Origin of the sequence: Pantoea anthophila (assembly GCF_026104315.1) — a bacterium.
In the GTDB taxonomy this organism is placed as follows: domain Bacteria; phylum Pseudomonadota; class Gammaproteobacteria; order Enterobacterales; family Enterobacteriaceae; genus Pantoea; species Pantoea anthophila.
The window spans coordinates 2,852,799-2,873,478 of sequence record NZ_CP110473.1; the positions used below are offsets into that span (position 1 = coordinate 2,852,799).

At 56.0% G+C, this 20,680-nt stretch carries 22 protein-coding genes; 17 read left to right on the top strand and 5 right to left on the bottom strand.

The window, feature by feature from the left end; all coding sequences use genetic code 11:
- Positions 1–416 precede the first annotated feature (416 nt).
- From OJ965_RS15840 to OJ965_RS15855, 4 genes are all read left to right on the top strand, one after another.
- Complete coding sequence (locus OJ965_RS15840; RefSeq protein ID WP_009091482.1) at positions 417–1,313, top strand: amino acid ABC transporter substrate-binding protein; 897 nt, start codon at positions 417–419, stop codon at positions 1,311–1,313.
- A 280-nt stretch (positions 1,314–1,593) separates the two neighbouring features.
- Positions 1,594–2,334 (top strand): amino acid ABC transporter permease, encoded by a 741-nt coding sequence (locus tag OJ965_RS15845; RefSeq protein ID WP_009091484.1) that lies wholly within the window; start codon positions 1,594–1,596, stop codon positions 2,332–2,334.
- Complete coding sequence (gltK, locus tag OJ965_RS15850) at positions 2,334–3,011, top strand: glutamate/aspartate ABC transporter permease GltK (protein ID WP_009091486.1); 678 nt, start codon at positions 2,334–2,336, stop codon at positions 3,009–3,011. The genes OJ965_RS15845 and gltK overlap by 1 nt, the downstream gene beginning before the upstream one ends.
- Positions 3,012–3,737: an amino acid ABC transporter ATP-binding protein gene (locus tag OJ965_RS15855; RefSeq protein WP_009091487.1), complete on the top strand. Its 726-nt coding sequence runs from the start codon at positions 3,012–3,014 to the stop codon at positions 3,735–3,737. It abuts the gene before it with no gap.
- A gap of 57 nt (positions 3,738–3,794) precedes the next feature.
- Here the strand turns inward: OJ965_RS15855 and OJ965_RS15860 are convergent, their stop codons facing one another.
- Positions 3,795–4,277 carry a zinc ribbon-containing protein gene (locus OJ965_RS15860; RefSeq protein ID WP_046101412.1) on the bottom strand — a complete coding sequence of 161 codons (483 nt, stop codon included), beginning with the start codon at positions 4,275–4,277 and terminating at the stop codon, positions 3,795–3,797.
- Positions 4,278–4,500: 223 nt separating this feature from the next.
- Between OJ965_RS15860 and leuS the strand changes: the two genes are divergently transcribed.
- The 13 genes from leuS to lipA all read left to right on the top strand — a co-directional run bounded on the left by leuS (position 4,501) and on the right by lipA (position 17,985).
- Positions 4,501–7,083, top strand: a complete 2,583-nt coding sequence (leuS, locus tag OJ965_RS15865) for a leucine--tRNA ligase (RefSeq protein ID WP_265136966.1) — start codon at positions 4,501–4,503, stop codon at positions 7,081–7,083.
- Positions 7,084–7,097: 14 nt separating this feature from the next.
- A complete protein-coding gene (lptE, locus tag OJ965_RS15870) occupies positions 7,098–7,697 on the top strand; it encodes an LPS assembly lipoprotein LptE (protein WP_009091493.1) in 600 nt (199 codons plus the stop codon).
- Entirely contained in the window at positions 7,694–8,725 is a 1,032-nt protein-coding gene (gene holA / locus OJ965_RS15875; protein WP_009091495.1) for a DNA polymerase III subunit delta, read from the top strand. Before lptE ends, holA begins: the two co-directional genes overlap by 4 nt.
- Positions 8,718–9,362 (top strand): nicotinate-nucleotide adenylyltransferase, encoded by a 645-nt coding sequence (gene nadD / locus OJ965_RS15880; protein WP_009091497.1) that lies wholly within the window; start codon positions 8,718–8,720, stop codon positions 9,360–9,362. Before holA ends, nadD begins: the two co-directional genes overlap by 8 nt.
- Before the next feature lie 92 nt (positions 9,363–9,454).
- Positions 9,455–9,772, top strand: a complete 318-nt coding sequence (gene rsfS, locus OJ965_RS15885; RefSeq protein ID WP_009091499.1) for a ribosome silencing factor — start codon at positions 9,455–9,457, stop codon at positions 9,770–9,772.
- 3 nt (positions 9,773–9,775) lie between these two features.
- Positions 9,776–10,246, top strand: a complete 471-nt coding sequence (rlmH, locus tag OJ965_RS15890) for a 23S rRNA (pseudouridine(1915)-N(3))-methyltransferase RlmH (RefSeq protein WP_009091501.1) — start codon at positions 9,776–9,778, stop codon at positions 10,244–10,246.
- A 34-nt stretch (positions 10,247–10,280) separates the two neighbouring features.
- Positions 10,281–12,185, top strand: a complete 1,905-nt coding sequence (mrdA, locus tag OJ965_RS15895; protein ID WP_009091503.1) for a peptidoglycan DD-transpeptidase MrdA — start codon at positions 10,281–10,283, stop codon at positions 12,183–12,185.
- A gap of 8 nt (positions 12,186–12,193) precedes the next feature.
- Entirely contained in the window at positions 12,194–13,306 is a 1,113-nt protein-coding gene (gene mrdB, locus OJ965_RS15900; RefSeq protein WP_033736585.1) for a peptidoglycan glycosyltransferase MrdB, read from the top strand.
- A gap of 10 nt (positions 13,307–13,316) precedes the next feature.
- Positions 13,317–14,405 (top strand): endolytic peptidoglycan transglycosylase RlpA, encoded by a 1,089-nt coding sequence (gene rlpA / locus OJ965_RS15905; RefSeq protein ID WP_140028216.1) that lies wholly within the window; start codon positions 13,317–13,319, stop codon positions 14,403–14,405.
- A 132-nt stretch (positions 14,406–14,537) separates the two neighbouring features.
- Positions 14,538–15,749, top strand: a complete 1,212-nt coding sequence (gene dacA, locus OJ965_RS15910) for a D-alanyl-D-alanine carboxypeptidase DacA (protein ID WP_009091510.1) — start codon at positions 14,538–14,540, stop codon at positions 15,747–15,749.
- 100 nt (positions 15,750–15,849) lie between these two features.
- Positions 15,850–16,113: a DUF493 family protein YbeD gene (gene ybeD, locus OJ965_RS15915; RefSeq protein WP_009091513.1), complete on the top strand. Its 264-nt coding sequence runs from the start codon at positions 15,850–15,852 to the stop codon at positions 16,111–16,113.
- A gap of 77 nt (positions 16,114–16,190) precedes the next feature.
- On the top strand, positions 16,191–16,850 hold the full coding sequence (gene lipB / locus OJ965_RS15920) for a lipoyl(octanoyl) transferase LipB (protein WP_058956321.1): 660 nt from the start codon (positions 16,191–16,193) through the stop codon (positions 16,848–16,850).
- A 169-nt stretch (positions 16,851–17,019) separates the two neighbouring features.
- Entirely contained in the window at positions 17,020–17,985 is a 966-nt protein-coding gene (lipA, locus tag OJ965_RS15925; protein ID WP_009091517.1) for a lipoyl synthase, read from the top strand.
- A gap of 107 nt (positions 17,986–18,092) precedes the next feature.
- Here the strand turns inward: lipA and tatE are convergent, their stop codons facing one another.
- The 4 genes from tatE to cspE all read right to left on the bottom strand — a co-directional run bounded on the left by tatE (position 18,093) and on the right by cspE (position 20,392).
- A complete protein-coding gene (gene tatE, locus OJ965_RS15930) occupies positions 18,093–18,296 on the bottom strand; it encodes a twin-arginine translocase subunit TatE (protein WP_009091518.1) in 204 nt (67 codons plus the stop codon).
- A 136-nt stretch (positions 18,297–18,432) separates the two neighbouring features.
- Positions 18,433–19,227 carry a deaminated glutathione amidase gene (locus tag OJ965_RS15935; RefSeq protein WP_265139282.1) on the bottom strand — a complete coding sequence of 265 codons (795 nt, stop codon included), beginning with the start codon at positions 19,225–19,227 and terminating at the stop codon, positions 18,433–18,435.
- Positions 19,228–19,525: 298 nt separating this feature from the next.
- Positions 19,526–19,954 (bottom strand): GNAT family N-acetyltransferase, encoded by a 429-nt coding sequence (locus tag OJ965_RS15940; RefSeq protein WP_009091522.1) that lies wholly within the window; start codon positions 19,952–19,954, stop codon positions 19,526–19,528.
- Positions 19,955–20,182: 228 nt separating this feature from the next.
- A complete protein-coding gene (gene cspE / locus OJ965_RS15945) occupies positions 20,183–20,392 on the bottom strand; it encodes a transcription antiterminator/RNA stability regulator CspE (RefSeq protein ID WP_006118399.1) in 210 nt (69 codons plus the stop codon).
- Positions 20,393–20,680: the final 288 nt, after the last annotated feature.

Sequence of the window (20,680 nt, forward strand, 5' to 3'; positions counted from 1 at the left end):
CAGCATTCTGAGGCTTCGTTTTTTATTTTTTTATTCCCGATATAACTCACTCTCCTGACCGCATACTCTGCTGCCTTTCTCGCTCTGAACCGCTTTCTGGCACGATGATTGCTAAATATTTCAGTGTTTTTCACAAACAGGCTGATTGCAGGCGCTGACAGCGAGCCGGTTGCACCAAAACCATCCGCACCGCTGCACCGTTACCGCGCAGCGCGGGATATTTGCCTTTTTTTGGTGCGTATCACCTCGCAAAACAGAAACTTTTTTGTTTCATTGCGTTAACAATCCGCTATGTTAGTGACTCTTCTGCGCCCGTTTTCAGCGCAGAAAGAGCCCGGACGCAGCAAAAAACAGACACAACATCATAATCAGCGCAGGTTATAGCCTGTGCCTTTTTCATACGAAGGAGTTGGAACATGCAACTACGCAAAGTGGCATTATCTCTTCTGCTGATCAGCGCAGCGGCGGGAGCGGCCCAGGCGGAAGATCTCAGCGGCACCCTGAAAAAGATCAATGACAATGGCGTTATTGTGGTCGGGCATCGCGAATCATCAGTTCCCTTTTCTTATTATGACAACCAGCAAAAAGTGGTGGGCTATTCACAGGCCTATTCCAACGCCATCGTGGACGCCATCAAAGCAAAACTGAATAAGCCGGATCTGCAGGTCAAGATGATCCCTATCACCTCTCAGAACCGTATTCCGCTGTTGCAGAACGGCACCTACGATTATGAGTGTGGCTCGACCACCAATAACCTTGAGCGCCAGAAACAGGCAGCCTTCTCTGACACCATTTTTGTCATCGGCACCCGTCTGCTGGTGAAGAAAGGTGGCCCAATCAAAGATTTTGCTGACCTGAAAGGCAAAACCGTCGTTGTGACCTCCGGCACCACCTCTGAAGTGCTGCTGCATAAACTCAATGACGAGCAGAAAATGGATATGCGCATCATCAGCGCAAAAGATCACGGCGACTCTTTCCGCACTCTGGAAACCGGTCGTGCCGTGGCCTTTATGATGGATGACGCACTGCTGGCTGGCGAACGCGCGAAAGCGAAAAAACCGGACAACTGGGAAATCTTAGGCACGCCGCAGTCCAAAGAGGCCTATGGCTGCATGCTGCGTAAAGATGATCCACAGTTCAAAGCCCTGGTGGATGAAACCATCGCTAAAGCCCAGACCTCCGGTCAGGCTGAAAAATGGTTCGACACCTGGTTTAAACAGCCGATTCCGCCTAAGAACCTGAACATGAACTTTGAACTGTCTGAAGACATGAAAGCACTGTTCAAGACGCCGAACGATAAAGCACTGAATTAACAACAAAATACCCAATGGATTTCAGGTTGCATTACGGTGGCCAGAGAGTGAATCCCGATGCGCTTACGCAGGTAAGTGATTCGCGTGAATCAACGAAGCCAGCAACATTGCAGCCTGAAAGACGGCGGGTATAACAAGGGCGGCCCGGCTGCCCTCTCGATTGCTGAAACCGCGGCATGGACAGACAGACTGACACGGGTCGTTCCCCTGCGTCAGAAGATAAAACGCCGTTCATCAATCTTCAGGGTAGCTTCGCTACCCTTTTTTTCCGGAGCTCGTTATGGGTATCGATTGGAACTGGGGCATCTTTCTCGAACAGGCCCCGTTCGGTAACACGACCTACCTTGGCTGGCTGTGGTCCGGTTTTCAGGTGACGATTGCCGTCTCCTGCTGTGCCTGGATTATTGCCTTCTTCGTGGGTTCATTTTTCGGCATTCTGCGCACCGTGCCTAATCGCCTGCTGGCCACCATTGGCACCTGCTATGTCGAACTGTTTCGTAACATCCCGCTGATCGTCCAGTTCTTCTTCTGGTATCTGGTCGCACCTGAACTGGTGGGCGAGAAGCTCGGCATGTGGTTTAAGTCGGAGCTGGATCCCAACATTCAGTTTTTCCTCTCCTCCATGATCTGTCTTGGCCTCTTTACCGCGGCCCGCGTCTGCGAGCAGGTCCGTGCTGCCATTCAGTCACTGCCGACCGGGCAGAAGAATGCGGGTCTGGCGATGGGATTAACCCTGCCGCAGACCTACCGCTATGTGCTCCTGCCGAATGCGTATCGCGTGATTGTCCCGCCGATGACGTCGGAAATGCTGAACCTGGTCAAGAACTCGGCTATCGCCTCCACCATTGGCCTGGTCGATATGGCCGCGCAGGCGGGCAAACTGCTCGACTATTCGGCCCACGCCTATGAGTCCTTTACCGCCATTACGCTCGCCTACGTCGCGATTAACCTGGTGATTATGTTGTTGATGAGTCTGGTCGAGCGCAAAGTCCGGCTGCCAGGCAATGCGGGAGGCAAGTAATGTACGAGTTTGACTGGAGTTCCATTGCTCCCAGCCTGCCCTATCTGCTCAACGGCCTGGTGATTACGTTTAAAATCACCCTGACCGCCGTGGTCTTCGGCATTCTGTGGGGCACCCTGCTGGCGGTAATGCGTTTGTCGAGCTTTAAGCCGATCAGCTGGTTCGCCAAAATTTATGTCAACCTGTTCCGCTCCGTGCCGCTGGTGATGGTGCTGCTCTGGTTCTATCTGGTGGTACCGAGTTTTCTGCAACAGGTGCTGGGCCTGTCGCCTAAAACCGATATCCGGCTGATTTCAGCCATGGTCGCTTTCTCGCTGTTTGAAGCGGCTTACTACTCTGAAATTATTCGCGCCGGCATCATCAGTATCTCACGCGGCCAGGGTAACGCCGCGCTGGCACTCGGCATGACGCCGTGGCAGTCGATGAGACTGATCATCCTGCCGCAGGCGTTTCGCGCCATGGTTCCGCTGTTACTGACTCAGGGTATCGTGCTGTTCCAGGATACCTCACTGGTCTATGTCTTAAGCCTGGCTGACTTCTTCCGCACCGCGTCCACCATTGGTGAGCGCGACGGGACCCAGGTGGAGATGGTTCTGTTTGCCGGTCTGGTCTACTTCGTGATCAGCCTGAGTGCATCGCTGTTGGTCAGCTATCTGAAAAGAAAAAGGACGGTTTAAATGATTAGCCTGAAAAATGTTTCTAAGTGGTATGGTCACTTTCAGGTGCTGACCGACTGCTCAACCGAGGTCAAAACCGGTGAAGTGGTGGTGGTGTGCGGGCCGTCCGGCTCCGGTAAATCGACGCTGATCAAAACGGTTAACGGACTTGAGCCGATCCAGCAGGGTGTGATTGCGGTGAATGGCACCGAGGTGAACAACAAAAAAACCAACCTGGCGCAGCTTCGCAGTCAGGTTGGCATGGTGTTTCAGCACTTCGAACTCTTCCCTCACCTGAGCATTATCAACAATCTGGTGCTGGCGCAGGTGAAAGTGCTGAAGCGCGACAAAGCGGCCGCGCGGGAGAAGGGGCTGAAACTGCTGAAGCGAGTGGGTCTGGCCGCGCATGCTGAGAAGTTTCCCGGTCAGCTTTCCGGGGGCCAGCAGCAGCGCGTGGCGATTGCGCGGGCACTCTGCATGGACCCCATCGCGATGCTGTTTGATGAGCCGACCTCCGCACTGGACCCGGAAATGATCAATGAGGTGCTGGATGTCATGGTCGAACTGGCCCAGGAGGGGATGACAATGATGGTGGTGACCCATGAGATGGGCTTCGCCCGCAAGGTAGCCAATCGCGTCATCTTTATGGATGAAGGGAAAATTATCGAAGACACCAATAAAGATGACTTCTTTAATAATCCGCAGTCTGACCGCGCCAAAGATTTCCTCGCCAAAATCCTGCACTAATCCCGGCCATTATGCGGGTCACCACCGGTGGCCCGCCTCACGCATGCGATGACGCTATCAGGGTTCAAAAGGCTGACGCTGAAACTGATCGTGGCCGCACTCCGGACAACGTGACAGCGTTTCAGGCGTGTAGATTGCCCGGGTAAACTGGCACTTTTCACACACCAGATTCCCCAGCCCTACCACTTCCCCGCTCTGATACACCCCATGATGATGCAGATCCTGGAAGACCTCGCGCCACTCCAGCTGACTCTTATCGGTAATATCTGCCAGCTCTTTCCAGACGCTCTCACGGATGATGCGCATAAAGAGCGAGTCCGCGACCGGTTCTTCGACGTCGCTATAGCTGCGCGCAAACTCTTCCAGATCGCGTCGGACCGCGCGCAGTACCTGATCAATCTCCTCTTCCGTCATATCGTTGCGCGCCAGCAGCTGGCTTCGCCGTCCGTCAATCAGCGCATCCGGGTTACGATCGCCCTGACGCAGACGGTCGGTCAGTACGGCTAACGACTCGCGATATTCCTGAGCCACTTTATTCATTTTGTTCTCCTTTTATGCAGACCCTCGCTGAATTAAGTTTAGTCGCAATGTTGCTTTTGCCGTGTCGTCTGTACAGGGAATTACAAAAGGGTGAAGGTTCTGACGCTTTCAGCAGAAATCGCGCCAGCAAAAGTGGGAAGTGTTGTTGATATGCGGCCTTATGGGTATGCTATGCGGATCTTAAAGCCAGAAAAATGTTATTCACAAAGGACCACAGGCAGCCATGCAAGAGCAATACCGCCCGGAAGAGATTGAATCCCGTGTGCAGCAACACTGGGATGAAAACGAAACGTTTAAAGTGACTGAGCAGGAAGGTAAAGAGAAATATTACTGCCTTTCAATGTTGCCCTATCCTTCTGGGCGCCTGCACATGGGCCACGTTCGTAACTACACCATCGGCGACGTAATCGCGCGTTATCAGCGTATGCTCGGCAAAAACGTACTCCAGCCGATTGGCTGGGATGCTTTCGGCCTGCCTGCAGAAGGCGCGGCGGTGAAGAACAACACCGCGCCGGCCCCGTGGACCTACGACAACATCGCCTACATGAAGAACCAGCTTAAACTGCTGGGCTTTGGCTATGACTGGAGCCGTGAACTGGCGACCTGCCAGCCTGAGTACTACCGCTGGGAACAGTGGTTCTTCACCAAACTCTATGAAAAAGGCCTGGTCTACAAAAAAACCTCGGCGGTGAACTGGTGCCCGAACGATCAGACCGTACTGGCTAACGAGCAGGTGATTGACGGCTGCTGCTGGCGCTGCGACACCAAAGTTGAGCGCAAAGAGATCCCGCAGTGGTTCATTAAAATCACCGATTATGCGGAAGAGCTGCTGAACGACCTGGATACGCTGGACGAGTGGCCTGAGCAGGTCAAAACCATGCAGCGTAACTGGATTGGTCGCTCAGAAGGCGTTGAAATCACCTTCGACGTGGCTGACAGCGAAGAGAAAGTCACTGTCTACACCACCCGCCCGGATACCTTTATCGGCGCCACCTATGTGGCCGTGGCTGCAGGCCATCCGCTAGCGACCCAGGCGTCGGTGAACAATCCGGCGCTGGCCGACTTTATCGCTGAATGCCGCAACACCAAAGTGGCTGAAGCCGATATGGCGACCATGGAGAAGAAAGGCATGGCGACCGGCCTCTCGGTTGTCCACCCGCTGACCGGCGAACACCTGCCTGTCTGGGTCGCTAACTTCGTTCTGATGGAATATGGCACGGGTGCCGTGATGGCGGTTCCGGCGCACGACCAGCGCGACTGGGAGTTTGCTACCAAATATGACCTGCCCATTAAGCCGGTTGTCCTTAACCTGGATGGCAGCATTCCTGACGTCAGCGCGGCGGCGATGACCGACAAAGGCGCCCTGTTCAACTCTGGCGAATTTAACAGCCTGGATCATGCGGCCGGTTTTAACGCCATCGCAGATACCCTGGCGGCCAAAGGCGTGGGCGTGCGTAAAGTGAACTACCGTCTGCGCGACTGGGGCGTTTCCCGTCAGCGCTACTGGGGTGCGCCTATCCCGATGGTCACGCTGGAAGATGGCACCGTAATGCCTGCACCAGAAGATCAGCTGCCGGTGATCCTGCCGGAAGATGTGGTGATGGATGGCATTACCAGCCCGATCAAAGCGGATCCGGAGTGGGCAAAAACTACAGTAAATGGCCAGCCTGCGCTGCGCGAAACCGATACCTTTGACACCTTCATGGAGTCCTCCTGGTACTACGCACGTTACACCTGTGCCGACTACAAAGAGGGTATGCTGGACCCGGCTGCTGCGAACTACTGGCTGCCGGTCGATCAGTATGTCGGCGGTATCGAGCACGCCATCATGCACCTGATGTATTTCCGCTTCTTCCACAAGCTGCTGCGTGATGCGGGCCTAGTGAACTCCAGCGAGCCGGCCAAACGCCTGCTGTGCCAGGGTATGGTGCTGGCTGATGCCTTCTACTACCTCGGCGACAACGGCGAACGCAACTGGGTTTCACCGGTTGACGTTGAGGTTGAGCGAGACGAGAAAGGCCGCATCGTGAAGGCCGTGGATAAGCAGGGTCGCGAGGTTATCTACGCGGGCATGAGCAAAATGTCGAAGTCGAAAAACAACGGCATCGACCCACAGCTGATGGTTGAGCGTTACGGCGCGGATACCGTGCGTCTGTTTATGATGTTTGCCTCACCGGCGGATATGACGCTGGAGTGGCAGGAGTCAGGCGTTGAAGGCGCAAACCGCTTCCTGAAGCGTGTCTGGAAACTGGTCTACGAGCACACCCAGCTGGGTGCGACCGTGGCACTGGATGTGGAGAGCCTGAACGATGAGCAGAAATCGCTGCGTCGCGACCTGCACAAAACCATCGCCAAAGTAGCCGATGATATCGGCCGTCGTCAGACCTTCAACACCGCTATCGCTGCGATTATGGAGCTGATGAATAAACTGGCCCGCGCGCCGCAGGAAAGCGAGCAGGATCGCGCCCTGATGCAGGAAGCGCTGCTGGCGGTCGTTCGTCTGCTCTATCCGTTTACCCCGCACGCCAGCTACGTTCTGTGGCAGACGCTGGGTGGCGAAGGCTCCATTGATGAAGCGATCTGGCCGGTTGCGGATGAAGCCGCTATGGTTGAAGATTCACTGCTGGTTGTGGTGCAGGTCAACGGCAAAGTGCGTGGCAAGATCACCGTCGCCGCCGATGCAACACAGGAACAGGTTCAGGCACGCGCTGCCCAGGAGCATCTGGTGGCGAAATACCTGGACGGTGTGACTATTCGTAAAGTCATTTATGTACCGGGCAAACTGCTTAACCTGGTCGTAGGTTAAGTTCAGGAGGAACTGTGCGACATCCGATTATCAGGCTGTTTGTCATGCTGGCGGTGGTCATTACCGCTGGCTGTGGTTTTCATCCGCGTGGCACCACACAGGTGCCCAGCGAACTGAAAACCCTGATTGTTTCAACCGGCGATCCTTATGGACCCCTTGCGCGTACTGTGCGTCAGCAGCTGCGTATCAACGATGTCACTATTGTTGAAGACACTAAACAGAACCGCACCGATATTCCGACGCTGCGTCTGGGTCCTGAGGTGTCGGGGCGTAACACCGCCTCGGTCTTTATCAGCGGCACCTCTGCTGAGTATCAGCTGGTCATGACGCTAACGGCGCAGGTCCTGTTGCCGGGCAAAGGCATCTATCCTATCAGCACCACGGTCTATCGTTCATTCTTCGATAACCCGAACGCGGCGCTGGCAAAAGATGCCGAGCAGGATCTGATTACGCAGGAGATGCGTCAGCGTGCGGCCGAACAGCTGATACGTAAGCTGCTGACCGTGCATGCCGCACAGATCAACAACAAAGAGACCTTACCGGCGTCCGTGATTCCGGTACCGGGCCAGGTTTCAAAGGAAGCGCCCACTTCCTCTGCCACCAGTCTGCAATGATCAGGATTTATCCTGAGCAACTCAGCGCGCAGCTCCGTGAGGGGCTGCGCGCCTGTTATTTATTAACCGGAAACGAACCGCTGCTGTTGCAGGAGAGTGCCGACGCCATTCGCGCCGCCGCAACCGCGCAGGGATTCCAGGAACATTTCAGTTTTACGCTGGATGCGCAGACCGACTGGGAAAGCCTGTTTGTCAGCTGCCAGTCACTGAGTCTGTTTGCCCAGCGTCAGACCCTCACGCTGCAATTCCCCGACAATGGCCCTAACGCCGCAATGGCCGAGCAGCTGGTTAAGCTGTCGCAGTTGCTGCACGCCGATATCCTGCTGGTCTGCCGGATGGCAAAGCTGACCCGTGCGCAGGAAAACAGCGCCTGGTTTAAAGCGCTGTCCGCCTCTGCGGTCATGGTGCCCTGCCAGACGCCAGAGCAGGCGCAACTGCCCCGCTGGGTGGTAAATCGGGCCAGAGCGCTGAAGCTGTCGGTGGATGACGCCGCCGTGCAGCTGCTCTGTTACTGCTACGAAGGCAATCTGCTGGCGCTTGCTCAGGCGCTGGAGCGGCTCTCACTGCAGTGGCCTGACGGCAAACTGACACTGCCGCGGGTGGAAGAGGCAGTCAGCGATGCAGCGCACTTCACCCCTTTCCACTGGGTGGATGCGTTACTGGCAGGCAAAAGCCGCCGCGCCCTGCATATCCTCCATCAGCTGGAGAAAGAGGAGAGCGAGGTGGTGATTCTGCTGCGTACGCTGCAGCGCGATATGCTGACACTGCTGCATCTGCAACGTCATCAGGCACAGCAGCCGTTGCGCACGCTGATGGATCAGCAGCGGATCTGGCAGAATCGCCGCGCGCTGTTCACCGAAGCGCTGCAGCGACTCGACGCTGCCCGTCTGCAACGCGCGATCCATCTGCTGAGTCAGATTGAGGTGACGCTGAAGCAGGATTATGGACAGCCGGTGTGGCCTCAGTTGCAGACGCTGACGCTGCTGCTCAGCAGCCGGGCTTTTCCGACGAGTTTTGCGCATGTCTGAGTTGCAGGCGCTGTTTGGCGGCACGTTCGATCCGATTCATTTCGGCCATCTGCGCCCGGTCGAAGCGCTGGCGCAGCAGACCGGTCTGCAGCGCGTGACGCTGCTGCCCAATAATGTCCCTCCCCATCGTCCGCAGCCGGAAGCCAGTGCGGCCCAGCGGGTCGACATGCTGCGCTGTGCCATCGCCGGTTTGCCGCTGTTTGATATTGATACCCGTGAGCTGGCGCGCGATACGCCCTCCTGGACCGTGACGACCCTGGAGGCCTGGCGCGCCGAACGCGGTGCCGCCCAGCCGCTGGGATTTATCATTGGTCAGGACTCCTTACTGAGCTTAGCCAGCTGGCATCGCTGGCAGGATCTGCTGTCACTCTGTCATCTGCTGGTGTGCCAGCGGCCGGGCTATGCCACGCGCTTTGAGGCGCCAGAGATGCAGCAGTGGCTCAATGAACACCTCGCCGGCGATATCCGGCAGCTGCACCAGCAGCCTGCGGGCCATATCTGGCTGGCAGACACGCCGCTGTATAACATTTCGGCAACCGAAATCCGCCGCCGCCGCCATCAGAACCTGCCCTGCGACGACCTGTTGCCCCCGGCGGTGATCGACTATATCGACCGCGAAGGCTTATATCGCGACTGATCCGGGCATGCTATACTGCGCCGCTTAATTTTCTGGCTGCACTTTCCGGGCTCGCAGCCGGCCCGATACCATCAGATTCAGAGGGGAACCTTTTGCAAGGTAAAGCACTCCAAGAGTTCGTTATTGATAAGATTGATGATCTCAAAGGTCAGGACATCGTGACCATCGACGTTCAGGGCAAATCCAGCATTACCGATTTCATGATCATCTGCACCGGCACCTCTACGCGTCATGTGACCTCGATCGCAGAGCACGTTGAGCAGGAGTCCCGTTTAGCTGGCCTGATGCCTTTAGGCATTGAAGGTAAAAGCGCGGCGGACTGGATCGTGGTTGATCTCGGTGATGTCATCGTGCACGTGATGCAGGAAGAGAGTCGCCAGCTGTATGAGCTGGAAAAACTCTGGGGCTAATCGGTGAAACTGCAACTTGTTGCCGTCGGCACGAAAATGCCCGACTGGGTGCAGACCGGTTTCATGGAGTATCTGCGCCGCTTCCCGAAGGATATGCCACTTGAGCTGACCGAAGTCACCGCGGGGAAACGCGGCAAAAATGCTGATATCAAACGCATTCTTGAAAAAGAGGGTGAAGCGATGTTAGCGGCGGTCGGCAAAGGAAATCGCATCGTTACGCTGGATATTCCCGGTCATCCGTGGGAAACCCCGCAGCTGGCGCAGCAGCTTGAACGCTGGAAACTGGATGGCCGCGATGTCAGCCTGCTGATTGGCGGGCCTGAAGGCCTGGCCCCCGCCTGCAAAGCGGCGGCAGAGCAGAGCTGGTCCCTGTCAGCATTGACGTTGCCCCATCCGCTGGTGCGCGTGCTGGTTGCGGAAAGTCTGTATCGAGCCTGGAGCATTACGGCAAATCATCCTTATCATCGTGAATGACCGATCAGCCCACAGCAGACATGACAAGTAGCGGATGAAATTACAAAGCAACGCCTTTCGCGATTACAGCGCCGAACAGAAACTCTTTGTCCGTCGGGCGTTTTTCGCCTTCGTCGGTATTTTGCTGCTCTCTTCAATCCTGGTGGTGAACCTTTACCATCTGCAGATCCTTCGCTTTGATGATTACAGTACCCGCTCCAACCAGAACCGCATAAAACTGGTGCCTGTCGCGCCCAGCCGCGGCATTATCTACGATCGTACCGGCACGCCGCTGGCGCTGAACCGCACCATCTATCAGGCTGAACTGGTGCCGGAAAAAGTCGATAACCTGCAACAGACGCTGGAGAATCTGCGCCCGATCCTGGAGCTGACGGATGAAGATCTGGAAAACTTCCAGAAAGAGCGTAAACGCTCGCGTCGTTTTACCTCCATTCCGGTGAAAACCGCACTGAATGAGGTGCAGGTCGCCCGCTTTGCGGTCAATCAGTACCGCTTCCCCGGCGTGGAAGTGAAAGGCTATCAGCGCCGCTACTACCCATACGGTTCCACGCTGACGCATGTGGTCGGCTACGTCTCCAAAATCAACGATCGTGATGTGGCCCGCCTCGATAAAGAGGGGATCTGGCCAAATTACGCCGCGACCCACGATATCGGTAAGCTGGGCATCGAAGCCTATTATGAAGATCTCCTGCACGGCAAAACCGGCTTTGAGGAGGTTGAGGTCAACAACCGTGGCCGGGTCATTCGTCAGCTGCATGAGGAGTCGCCTCAGGCGGGCCGTGATATCTATCTGACGATCGATCTCAAACTGCAGCAATATATTGAAACCCTGCTGGCGGGCAGTCGCGCCGCGGTGGTCGTCAGCGATCCGCGCACCGGCGAAATCCTCGCCATGGTTTCCACCCCCAGCTACGACGCCAACTTATTTGTCGACGGGATTTCCAGTAAGGATTACCGCGGCCTGCTGGAAGATGAAAACCGCCCGCTCTATAACCGCGCGATCCAGGCTGCCTACCCTCCCGCCTCTACGGTCAAACCCTATGTCGCCGTCTCCGCCATGAGTGCCGGGGTGATTAACCGCAACACCAGTGTTTTCGATCCTGGCTGGTGGCAGCTTCCCGGTTCCGAAAAGCGTTTCCGTGACTGGAAGAAATGGGGCCATGGTCGTCTCAACGTCACCAAAGCGCTGGAAGAGTCTGCCGATACCTTCTTCTATCAGGTCGCCTATGACATGGGTATTGACCGCCTCTCTGAATGGATGAACAAGTTTGGCTACGGCAGCCGGACCGGTATCGACCTGCCGCAGGAGAGCGCCGGCAATATGCCGACCCGTGACTGGAAGATGAGACGCTTCAAAAAGCCGTGGTATCAGGGTGACACCATTCCGGTGGGCATCGGCCAGGGCTACTGGACGGCCACGCCGCTGCAGATGAACAAAGCGATGATGATTCTGATTAACGATGGCATCATCCGTGTGCCGCATATCCTGCGCGCTACCCGTGAAGGCCGGACGCTGGTGCCCTATCGCCAGCCGCCTGCCGCGCCAATTGGCGATATCCATTCCGGCTACTGGGAAATCGCCAAAGATGGCATGTATGGCGTGGCAAACCGCCCTAACGGCACCGCGCACAAGAGCTTTGCGGATGCGCCCTACAAAATCGCCGCCAAGTCCGGTACGGCACAGGTCTTTGGCCTGAAAGAAAATGAAACCTATAACGCCCACAGAATTGCTGAACGATTACGCGACCATAAGTTAATGACCGCGTTTGCTCCCTATGACAAACCTCGGGTTGCCGTGACCATTATTCTGGAAAACGGTGGCGCCGGTCCGGCTGTCGGCACCGTCATGCGCCAGATTCTGGATCACATCATGTTAGGTGATAACAATACAGTCCTGCCGGACGCCGCCCCGGTGCCGCCCGGTTATGAAGGTGAATAAACATGTCGATGCAAGATAGTCCGCAGAAACGATCAATCTGGATGCGCATCCACATCGATCCGCTGTTTATGCTGATCATCCTCGGCCTGCTGACCTACAGCGCCGTGGTGATCTGGAGTGCCAGTGGTCAGGACCCGGGCATGATGGAGCGTAAACTGGGTCAGATCGCGATGGGTCTGGTGATCATGATTGTGCTGGCGCAGGTTCCACCGCGTGTCTATGAAGGCTGGGCACCTTACCTCTATATTGTCTGCGTGATCCTGCTGGTGGCGGTAGATGCCTTCGGTCAGATCAGTAAAGGCGCACAGCGCTGGCTCGATCTCGGCTTTGTCCGTTTTCAGCCCTCGGAGATTGCCAAGATCGCGGTGCCGCTGATGGTCGCACGCTTTATTAACCGTGACGTCTGCCCGCCGACGCTGAAAAATACCGGTATTGCGCTGGTGCTGATCTTCGTGCCTACCCTGCTGGTGGCCGCGCAGCCCGACCTCGGTACCTCCATCCTGATTGCCGCCTCGGGTTTGTTTGTGCTGTTCCTGTCAGGGATGAGCTGGAAACTGATTGGCGTGGCGGTGCTGCTGGTGGCCGCCTTTATCCCGATCCTGTGGTTTTTCCTGATGCACGACTATCAGCGCGATCGCGTCATGATGCTACTCGACCCGGAAACGGATCCGCTGGGTGCCGGCTATCACATCATTCAGTCGAAAATCGCCATTGGCTCGGGGGGACTGCGCGGCAAAGGCTGGCTGCAGGGCACCCAGTCTCAGCTGGAGTTTTTGCCGGAACGTCACACCGACTTTATCTTTGCGGTTCTGGCCGAAGAGTTAGGGCTGGTGGGCGTGCTGCTGCTGCTGACCCTTTATCTGCTGCTGATCATGCGCGGACTGGTGGTGGCCGCGCGGGCGCAGACCACCTTTGGCCGGGTCATGGCGGGCGGTTTAATGCTGATTTTATTCGTTTATGTTTTCGTTAACATTGGCATGGTTAGTGGTATCTTACCGGTAGTTGGCGTACCGCTGCCGCTGGTCAGTTATGGCGGCTCCGCGCTAATCGTGCTTATGGCGGGATTTGGCATTGTGATGTCGATCCACACTCACCGAAAAATGTTATCTAAAAGTGTCTAAGAGGCTGCAGATGCGTAAGGAATGGCTTGGCGTTGCACTGGCATCACTGGTTCTGGCGGCCTGTACCACGCCGGAACCCCAAAATACGGCGCCGCCGCAACCGGCATACAATGGACCGGTGGTAGAGATTCCGGGCGTTGAGCCACGTTATGAGCCGGTTAATCCGGGCACCAGCCAGGATTACAGCGTCAACGGCAAAAATTATCGCATCGTTAAAGATCCCTCCAACTTCAGTGAAGTCGGTCTGGCCACCTGGTACGGTGAAGAAGCGCAGGGCAACCGCACCGCCATCGGTGAAACCTACGATCCCGATGCGCTGACAGCGGCCCACCCTACCCTGCCGCTGCCGAGCTATGTGCGCGTCACCAATATCGCCAACGGTCGTCAGATTGTGGTGCGGGTGAACGATCGCGGTCCTTATACGCCGGGTCGTATTATCGATCTCTCACGCGCCGCCGGTGACCGCCTGAATATCTCGAACAATTCGCGGGTGCGGGTCGACTTTATCAAGGTCGCGCCTGACGGCTCACTCTCCGGCCCTGGCACCATCGGCACCGTCGTGGCGAAACAGAGTTACGCCCTGCCCGCCCGTCCGGACCTGAGTGGTGGCGCAGTCATGAATGGCGGCAGCGCAGCGGCTGCTCAGCCGCCAGCGCAGAATGTGGACGCTATCAGTAACAGCACGCTGCAGAGCAGTGACAGCATGGGTGCACCGGTGCAGAGCAGCGGCTTTCTTGGCGCGCCCCAGCCTTTAGCGAGCGGCGTGCTGGAAGGCAGTGAACCGCCCGCTGCCGCCAGCGCCGCACCGGCAGCGGTTGCTGCTCCCGCCGCCGCCAGCGCCGCGCCTGCGGCCAGCCGGGGAACCGCAGCGGGCTATGTCGTGCAGGTCGGCGCGCTGAACGATCCGGCGCGTGCACAGCAGATGATGAAAAGCCTGAGCCAGCGTTATGGTGTGCCCGGGAAAGTGGAAGACGCAGGCAACAATGTTTATCGCGTGCAGCTTGGCGGGTACGCTACCCGCGCCGAAGCCGCCGCGCTGCAACAGCGCCTGAGCAGTGAAGGCCAGACCGCTTCATTTATTACTAATACGCGTCGCTGATCCGTTTGTCAGACCGCTGCACGTTACGTCTGCTAACAACCCAATCATTTCACCCCATGCCAGCGCCCCTGGCATTGGGTATGATAAGTGACTTTTTTAAACCTCAAACTCACGGATGTTGTAGTCCTACACATGAACACGCTGAAATCCTCTCGTTTGCTGAAACGCCTGACAGTGGGATCACTGATCGCTTTCTCCCTCAGCCATGCTGCTATCGCTGATGACGTCAATCTCAAGACCATGATTCCGGGCGTACCGGACATTGATGCCGAAGCGTATGTCCTTATCGACTACAACTCGGGCAAAGTGCTGGCGGAGAAAAATGCCGATGCACGCCGCGATCCTGCCAGTCTGACCAAGATGATGACCAGCTACGTCATCGGTCAGGCCGTGAAAGCCGGTAAAATTCATCAGGACGATATGGTCACCATCGGTCAGGATGCCTGGGCCACCGGTAACCCGGTGTTTAAAGGCTCCTCGCTGATGTTCCTGAAGCCAGGCGACCGCGTACCGGTTTCTCAGCTGACCCGTGGGATTGTGCTGCAGTCCGGTAACGACGCCTGTGTAGCGATGGCTGACTATGTTGCCGGCAGCCAGGACGCGTTCGTTAATCTGATGAACAACTACGTCAAAGCACTTGGCCTGCAGAATACCCACTTCGGCACGGTGCATGGTCTGGACGCTGAAGGTCAGTACAGCTCCGCGCGCGACATGGCGCTGATCGGTCAGGCGCTGATCCGCGATGTGCCGGAAGAGTACGCCATCTATAAAGAGAAAGAGTTCACCTTCAACAATATCCGTCAGATGAACCGTAACGGTCTGCTGTGGGATACCAACCTGAATGTGGATGGGATCAAAACCGGTCACACCAATTCGGCAGGTTTTAACCTGGTGGCATCAGCGACAGAAGGCCAGATGCGCCTGATTTCTGCCGTGATGGGCGGGCACACCTTTAAAGGCCGTGAAACGGAGAGCAAGAAACTGCTGACCTGGGGCTTCCGTTTCTTTGAAACCGTCGCGCCGCTGAAAGCAGGTAAAGAGTTCGCCTCTGAGCCGGTCTGGTTCGGCGATAATGACCGCGTGCAGCTGGGTGTGGAAAAAGATGCCTACCTGACCATTCCACGTGGCCGTATGAAAGATCTGAAGGCAAGCTATGTGCTGAACAACACAGAACTGCATGCCCCGCTGAAGAAAAACCAGGTCGTCGGCAGCATCAACTTCCAGCTGGATGGCAAAACCATCGAACAGCGTCCGCTGGTGGTACTGAATGAAATTTCCGAAGGCGGTTTCTTTGGCCGTATCGTTGATTACATCAAGCTGATGTTCCATCACTGGTTCGGTTAAGCGTGACGGGTGATTGAAAAATCACCCTTCCGCCCCCATTACACGATATTATGATGCTCCCGCTCAGGCGGGAGCCTGTTTTTTATGCACCGGAGTCAATATGAAAACCAAACTGAATGAGCTGCTCGAATTTCCTACCCCGTTTACCTACAAAGTAATGGGTCTGGCGCAACCGGAGCTGGTTGATCAAGTGGTTGAAGTGGTGCAACGTCATGCGCCCGGCGACTACAGTCCTGAAGTTAAGCCGAGCAGCAAAGGCAACTATCACTCGGTTAACATCACCATCAACGCAACCCACATCGAACAGGTCGAGCGCCTGTACGAAGAGCTGGGCAAGATCGAAATTGTCCGGATGGTGCTGTAATTTACGGGTCGGCAAGGCGCCTGTGCCTGACGGTTTGCCGACATTATCCAGCGATTCTTCTTTAGCGGATTCTCGTTTTGTCAGTTGAAACCCTTCTCGTCCGTCAGTCCGGTCTGCGCGACTGGCAATCTGTCTCCGATGCCATGCACCACTACACCGACCAGCGCGATGAACAGAGTCGCGACGAAATCTGGCTGGTTGAACATCCGCCGGTCTTTACCCAGGGCCAGGCAGGAAAAGCGGAACATCTGCTGATGCCGGGAGAGATTCCGGTGGTGCAGAGCGACCGCGGTGGCCAGGTGACCTATCACGGTCCGGGACAGCAGGTGATGTATGTCCTGATCGATGTCAAACGCCGTAAGCTTGGCGTCCGCCAGCTGGTTACGATTCTGGAAGAGACGGTGATTGCCACCCTGGCGGAATCTGGCGTCAGCGCCCGCGCGCGTGCCGATGCCCCTGGCGTCTACGTGGGTGATGAAAAGATCTGCTCACTGGGATTACGCATCCGCAAAGGCTGCTCGTTTCACGGTCTTGCGCTGAATGTGGCGATGGATCTCTCCCCCTTTCTGCGGATTAACCCCTGCGGCTACGCCGGCATGAGCATGACCCAGTTAAGTCATTTCCGGCCGGGCGTTACGACAGAACAGGTTCGTTCGCCGCTGGTCAGCGCGTTTGCGCGGCTGGCCGGTTACGACCATGTTGAGTGGACCACGGATGATCTGCCGGTTCAGCCTTAGCGCTGAATGCGAATTTACAAATATGTAACTTTTCCGCGCTGACGGTGGCTGCTTCCCGGGCGCTGAGATGATATAATTTTTGCACTTTTTTCAAATAAAGTTGAAAGCACCCTTCCCGGTTTGAATGGGAACGCTTTCAAATCGCAATCCGACCGGAACCTGCTGATTTATGAGTAAACCAATTCAGATGGAACGCGGCGTCAAATATCGTGACGCAGACAAAATGGCGCTGATCCCGGTGAAAACCGTGGCTGTTGAACGGCAGGAGATGTTGCGTAAGCCGGAATGGATGAAAATCAAGCTGCCAGCTGACTCCAGTCGTATTCAGGGCATCAAAGCGGCGATGCGTAAAAATGGACTGCACTCGGTCTGTGAAGAGGCCTCCTGCCCTAACCTCGCCGAATGCTTTAACCACGGCACCGCCACCTTTATGATCCTGGGCGCAATCTGTACCCGCCGCTGTCCGTTCTGCGATGTGGCCCATGGGCGTCCCAACGCGCCTGATGCCGGTGAGCCCGCGAAGCTGGCGCAGACCATCGCCGACATGGGACTGCGTTACGTCGTGATCACCTCGGTTGACCGTGACGATTTGCGTGACGGTGGCGCTCAGCATTTTGCCGACTGCATCAGCGCGATTCGCGAAAAAAATCCGACGATCAAAATTGAGACGCTGGTGCCGGACTTCCGCGGCCGTATGGATCGCGCGCTGGAGATCCTCACCGCGACGCCACCGGATGTGTTCAACCACAACCTGGAAAACGTACCGCGCGTCTATCGTCAGGTTCGTCCAGGCGCTAACTACGAGTGGTCGCTGAAGCTGCTGGAGCGTTTCAAAGAAGCGCACCCGGATGTCCCGACCAAATCAGGTCTGATGGTGGGTCTGGGCGAAACGAATGCCGAAATCATTGAAGTGATGCGCGATCTGCGTCGCCACGGCGTCACCATGCTGACGCTGGGTCAGTATCTGCAGCCGAGCCGTCATCATCTGCCGGTTCAGCGTTACGTCAGCCCGGCCGAATTTGATGAGATGAAAGAAGAAGCGATGGCAATGGGCTTCACGCATGCGGCATGTGGTCCGTTTGTCCGCTCTTCCTATCATGCCGATATGCAGGCGAAAGGGATGGAAGTGAAGTAATTCCCGCTTTGCTGCTGCGTAAAAACAAAAAACCAGACTGCTGACAGTCTGGTTTTTTTATGTGTGCCTGAAATAAAAAGTAACAGTTATTTGCTGCAAATAACCGATTAATCTTTATGAACGACGCGTTCTGCAGGCACGTCTTCAGCCGTATTTCGGGTTGCACTGGTATCTTCATCTTTCATGGCTTTCTTGAAGCCCTTGATTGCGGAGCCCAGATCGCCACCCAGCGAGCGCAACTTGTTGGTACCAAAAAGCAGTACGATAAGCGCACCGATAATCAGCAGCTTGGCAATACTGATACCTTCCATATTTAACCTTTCAACTTTATCGAATAACGGTGACTGTTATTTACGCGCAGATTGCCTGTCACCACAAGCAGAATCTGTAACAGAGTAAGATCTGACACCTCTCCCGTCAGCGTATCCGCCTCAGGCTCTGTTTGTTTCACTCTCCGTCGAGTTCAGGCCGGGCAAAACGCCGGTTCTCCAGCACCGGCAGAACCTGACGGGCATAGGCAAGACGTTCGGGATCGAGGTCGGCAAACAGCAGTGCGGGTGCTTCCGCCGCGTTTGCTACCGCGACCCCCAACGGGTCCACCACCAGACTATTGCCGATATTGCGCGGACCACATTCGCCCGCCGCCACCATATAGCAGGTGTTTTCCAGCGCACGGGCGCGGGTCAGCAGTTCCCAGTGCATCTCTTTCAGCGGGCCTTTCACCCAGGCGGCAGGCAGCACCAGGACATCGGCACCGTCCAGCGCCAGCCGCCGCGCCATCTCCGGAAACCGCACGTCATAGCAGGTCATTAAGCCCATCTTCATACCGGCCACCTCAATCAGCGGAGGAATGACCTGGCCGGGATTGACCCGCTGCGACTCCTGCATCGTGAAAGCATCATAGAGATGCAGTTTTTCATAGACGGCGATGATCTCACCCTGTCGGAAGGCAACCAGCACGTTAAGCGCTTTCTGCGCGCCGTCGGGAACATGCAGACAGAGGATCGTCGTCAGGGCTCGCTCTTTGCTGGCTGCCAGCAGCTGGCTCAGGAAAGGGCCATCCAGCGGCTGCGCCGCTTTCAGCACGATATCGGGATCGGTAATGTCCCGCGCCAGCACGCCTTCCGGCAGGACCAGCAGATCGGCTCCCCCTTCCGCCGCCCGCTGCATCAGATCCAGACAGACAGCGGCGTTTTCCTGCCATTCACGACCAACAGCAAACTGCCCCAGAGCCACTCTCATCATTGTTCTTCTCCTGCTGTCGCCGTCAACAGCCTTCCGGTAACCCTGTCAGAGGGATTCGCACAGGCTGTCCCTGTTCACTGCCCTCATTGATCAACGCCGCGTCTGCGGTCGGGCTGAGGGAGCATCCTAACCTGAACGCACCGGAAAAGTCTGCCGGAGAGAGCCTGTCAGCTCAGGCGGGCTCCTGAAGGACGTGCGCAGGGCAACCGTTTCTGCTGCCTGTCTGCCACGGAGAGAGCAGAAAGCACTGACCACCGGACGGTCTCCTGCGGGAGGCTCACCCGCCGGCTGAAAATTAACTCGCCAGGGATTTGATATGATAACGGGGTGATTCGGCAAAGCCTTCACGGCCGTAGAAGAGATTCGCTTTCAGGCGCGACTGGTGGCAATGCACCTCCATGCGATCGCAGCCACGACGCGCCGCCAGCGCCTCAGCATGCTGAAGCAGCTGCTGCCCCATCCCTTTGCTGCGCTCGCCTTCGGCAATGCAGAAGTAGCTGATGCGGGCAAAGTCACCGGCCAGCGCCAGCTGTGGAATGAAATGGAGGGAAAGGAACCCCAGCACCTGGTTATCCTGTTCCGCTACTAAGAGTGCTTCACTGGGATCGCTGCATAACTGCGCCAGGCGCTGCTCAATAAAACCTTCGGTGCCGCCGTAGCCTAATTCGCTGAGCAACGCACTCAGCGCAAAACTGTCTTTTAACTCTGCCTGCCGTATATTCATCCTGCCTCCTCACCCACCGGGATCTGTCACTCTGTTATAACGCGTTGCCCGCAAAAAAGCGGCACTTCAGCTTGTTATAAATATGTTACGAGGATTTATTGTGAAGCGTCGCGCAGTTTGTGCGGCAGACGAGCCAGCAGCGCAGGATAGACAGGAGAAGGTGACGCGCAGATGACAGGCATAAAAAAACCCGCCATCAGGCGGGTTTTTAGAATTCTGACTGTTAACTTACAGGCTGATAACGTTAGCAGCAGATGGGCCTTTAGCACCGTCGGTGATTTCAAACTCAACGCGCTGACCTTCAGCCAGAGTTTTGAAGCCGTTGCTCTGGATTGCAGAGAAGTGTACGAATACATCTTTGCTGCCATCTTCAGGAGTAATGAAACCGAATCCTTTAGATTCATTAAACCACTTAACGTTACCTTTGATCTTAGACATCTATATTACCTTTACATGAAAAATGGACACTAAACTGTGTCGGCATCTAGTACAGCAATTGCGGAGGGATTTGTCCAGCACGATTTGATGAAAAAGTGATAAATATCGACTTTCTGTGCATCCATCACACTTTCCTGCTTTCCGACTTGCGAAATCGGTTTCAGCAGCTAGCGAACGCCTTTCCTCTTCTTCGCGCTAACACGCTGGAAAGTCATGCCTTTTTTGAATTTCAACTTAACAGGCGCTGTGGCTGAAAAAGAAAAATCTTATTGAGACCCGTTCCTGTTC

Bases quoted from the DNA above. Each gene is read 5' to 3' on its own strand.
- OJ965_RS15840 (WP_009091482.1), top strand. From the start codon at position 417: ATGCAACTACGCAAAGTGGCATTATCTCTTCTGCTGATCAGCGCAGCG.
- OJ965_RS15845 (WP_009091484.1), top strand. From the start codon at position 1,594: ATGGGTATCGATTGGAACTGGGGCATCTTTCTCGAACAGGCCCCGTTC.
- gltK (WP_009091486.1), top strand. From the start codon at position 2,334: ATGTACGAGTTTGACTGGAGTTCCATTGCTCCCAGCCTGCCCTATCTG.
- OJ965_RS15855 (WP_009091487.1), top strand. From the start codon at position 3,012: ATGATTAGCCTGAAAAATGTTTCTAAGTGGTATGGTCACTTTCAGGTG.
- OJ965_RS15860 (WP_046101412.1), bottom strand. From the start codon at position 4,277: ATGAATAAAGTGGCTCAGGAATATCGCGAGTCGTTAGCCGTACTGACC.
- leuS (WP_265136966.1), top strand. From the start codon at position 4,501: ATGCAAGAGCAATACCGCCCGGAAGAGATTGAATCCCGTGTGCAGCAA.
- holA (WP_009091495.1), top strand. From the start codon at position 7,694: ATGATCAGGATTTATCCTGAGCAACTCAGCGCGCAGCTCCGTGAGGGG.
- nadD (WP_009091497.1), top strand. From the start codon at position 8,718: ATGTCTGAGTTGCAGGCGCTGTTTGGCGGCACGTTCGATCCGATTCAT.
- mrdA (WP_009091503.1), top strand. From the start codon at position 10,281: ATGAAATTACAAAGCAACGCCTTTCGCGATTACAGCGCCGAACAGAAA.
- mrdB (WP_033736585.1), top strand. From the start codon at position 12,194: ATGCAAGATAGTCCGCAGAAACGATCAATCTGGATGCGCATCCACATC.
- rlpA (WP_140028216.1), top strand. From the start codon at position 13,317: ATGCGTAAGGAATGGCTTGGCGTTGCACTGGCATCACTGGTTCTGGCG.
- dacA (WP_009091510.1), top strand. From the start codon at position 14,538: ATGAACACGCTGAAATCCTCTCGTTTGCTGAAACGCCTGACAGTGGGA.
- ybeD (WP_009091513.1), top strand. From the start codon at position 15,850: ATGAAAACCAAACTGAATGAGCTGCTCGAATTTCCTACCCCGTTTACC.
- lipA (WP_009091517.1), top strand. From the start codon at position 17,020: ATGAGTAAACCAATTCAGATGGAACGCGGCGTCAAATATCGTGACGCA.
- tatE (WP_009091518.1), bottom strand. From the start codon at position 18,296: ATGGAAGGTATCAGTATTGCCAAGCTGCTGATTATCGGTGCGCTTATC.
- OJ965_RS15935 (WP_265139282.1), bottom strand. From the start codon at position 19,227: ATGAGAGTGGCTCTGGGGCAGTTTGCTGTTGGTCGTGAATGGCAGGAA.
- OJ965_RS15940 (WP_009091522.1), bottom strand. From the start codon at position 19,954: ATGAATATACGGCAGGCAGAGTTAAAAGACAGTTTTGCGCTGAGTGCG.
- cspE (WP_006118399.1), bottom strand. From the start codon at position 20,392: ATGTCTAAGATCAAAGGTAACGTTAAGTGGTTTAATGAATCTAAAGGA.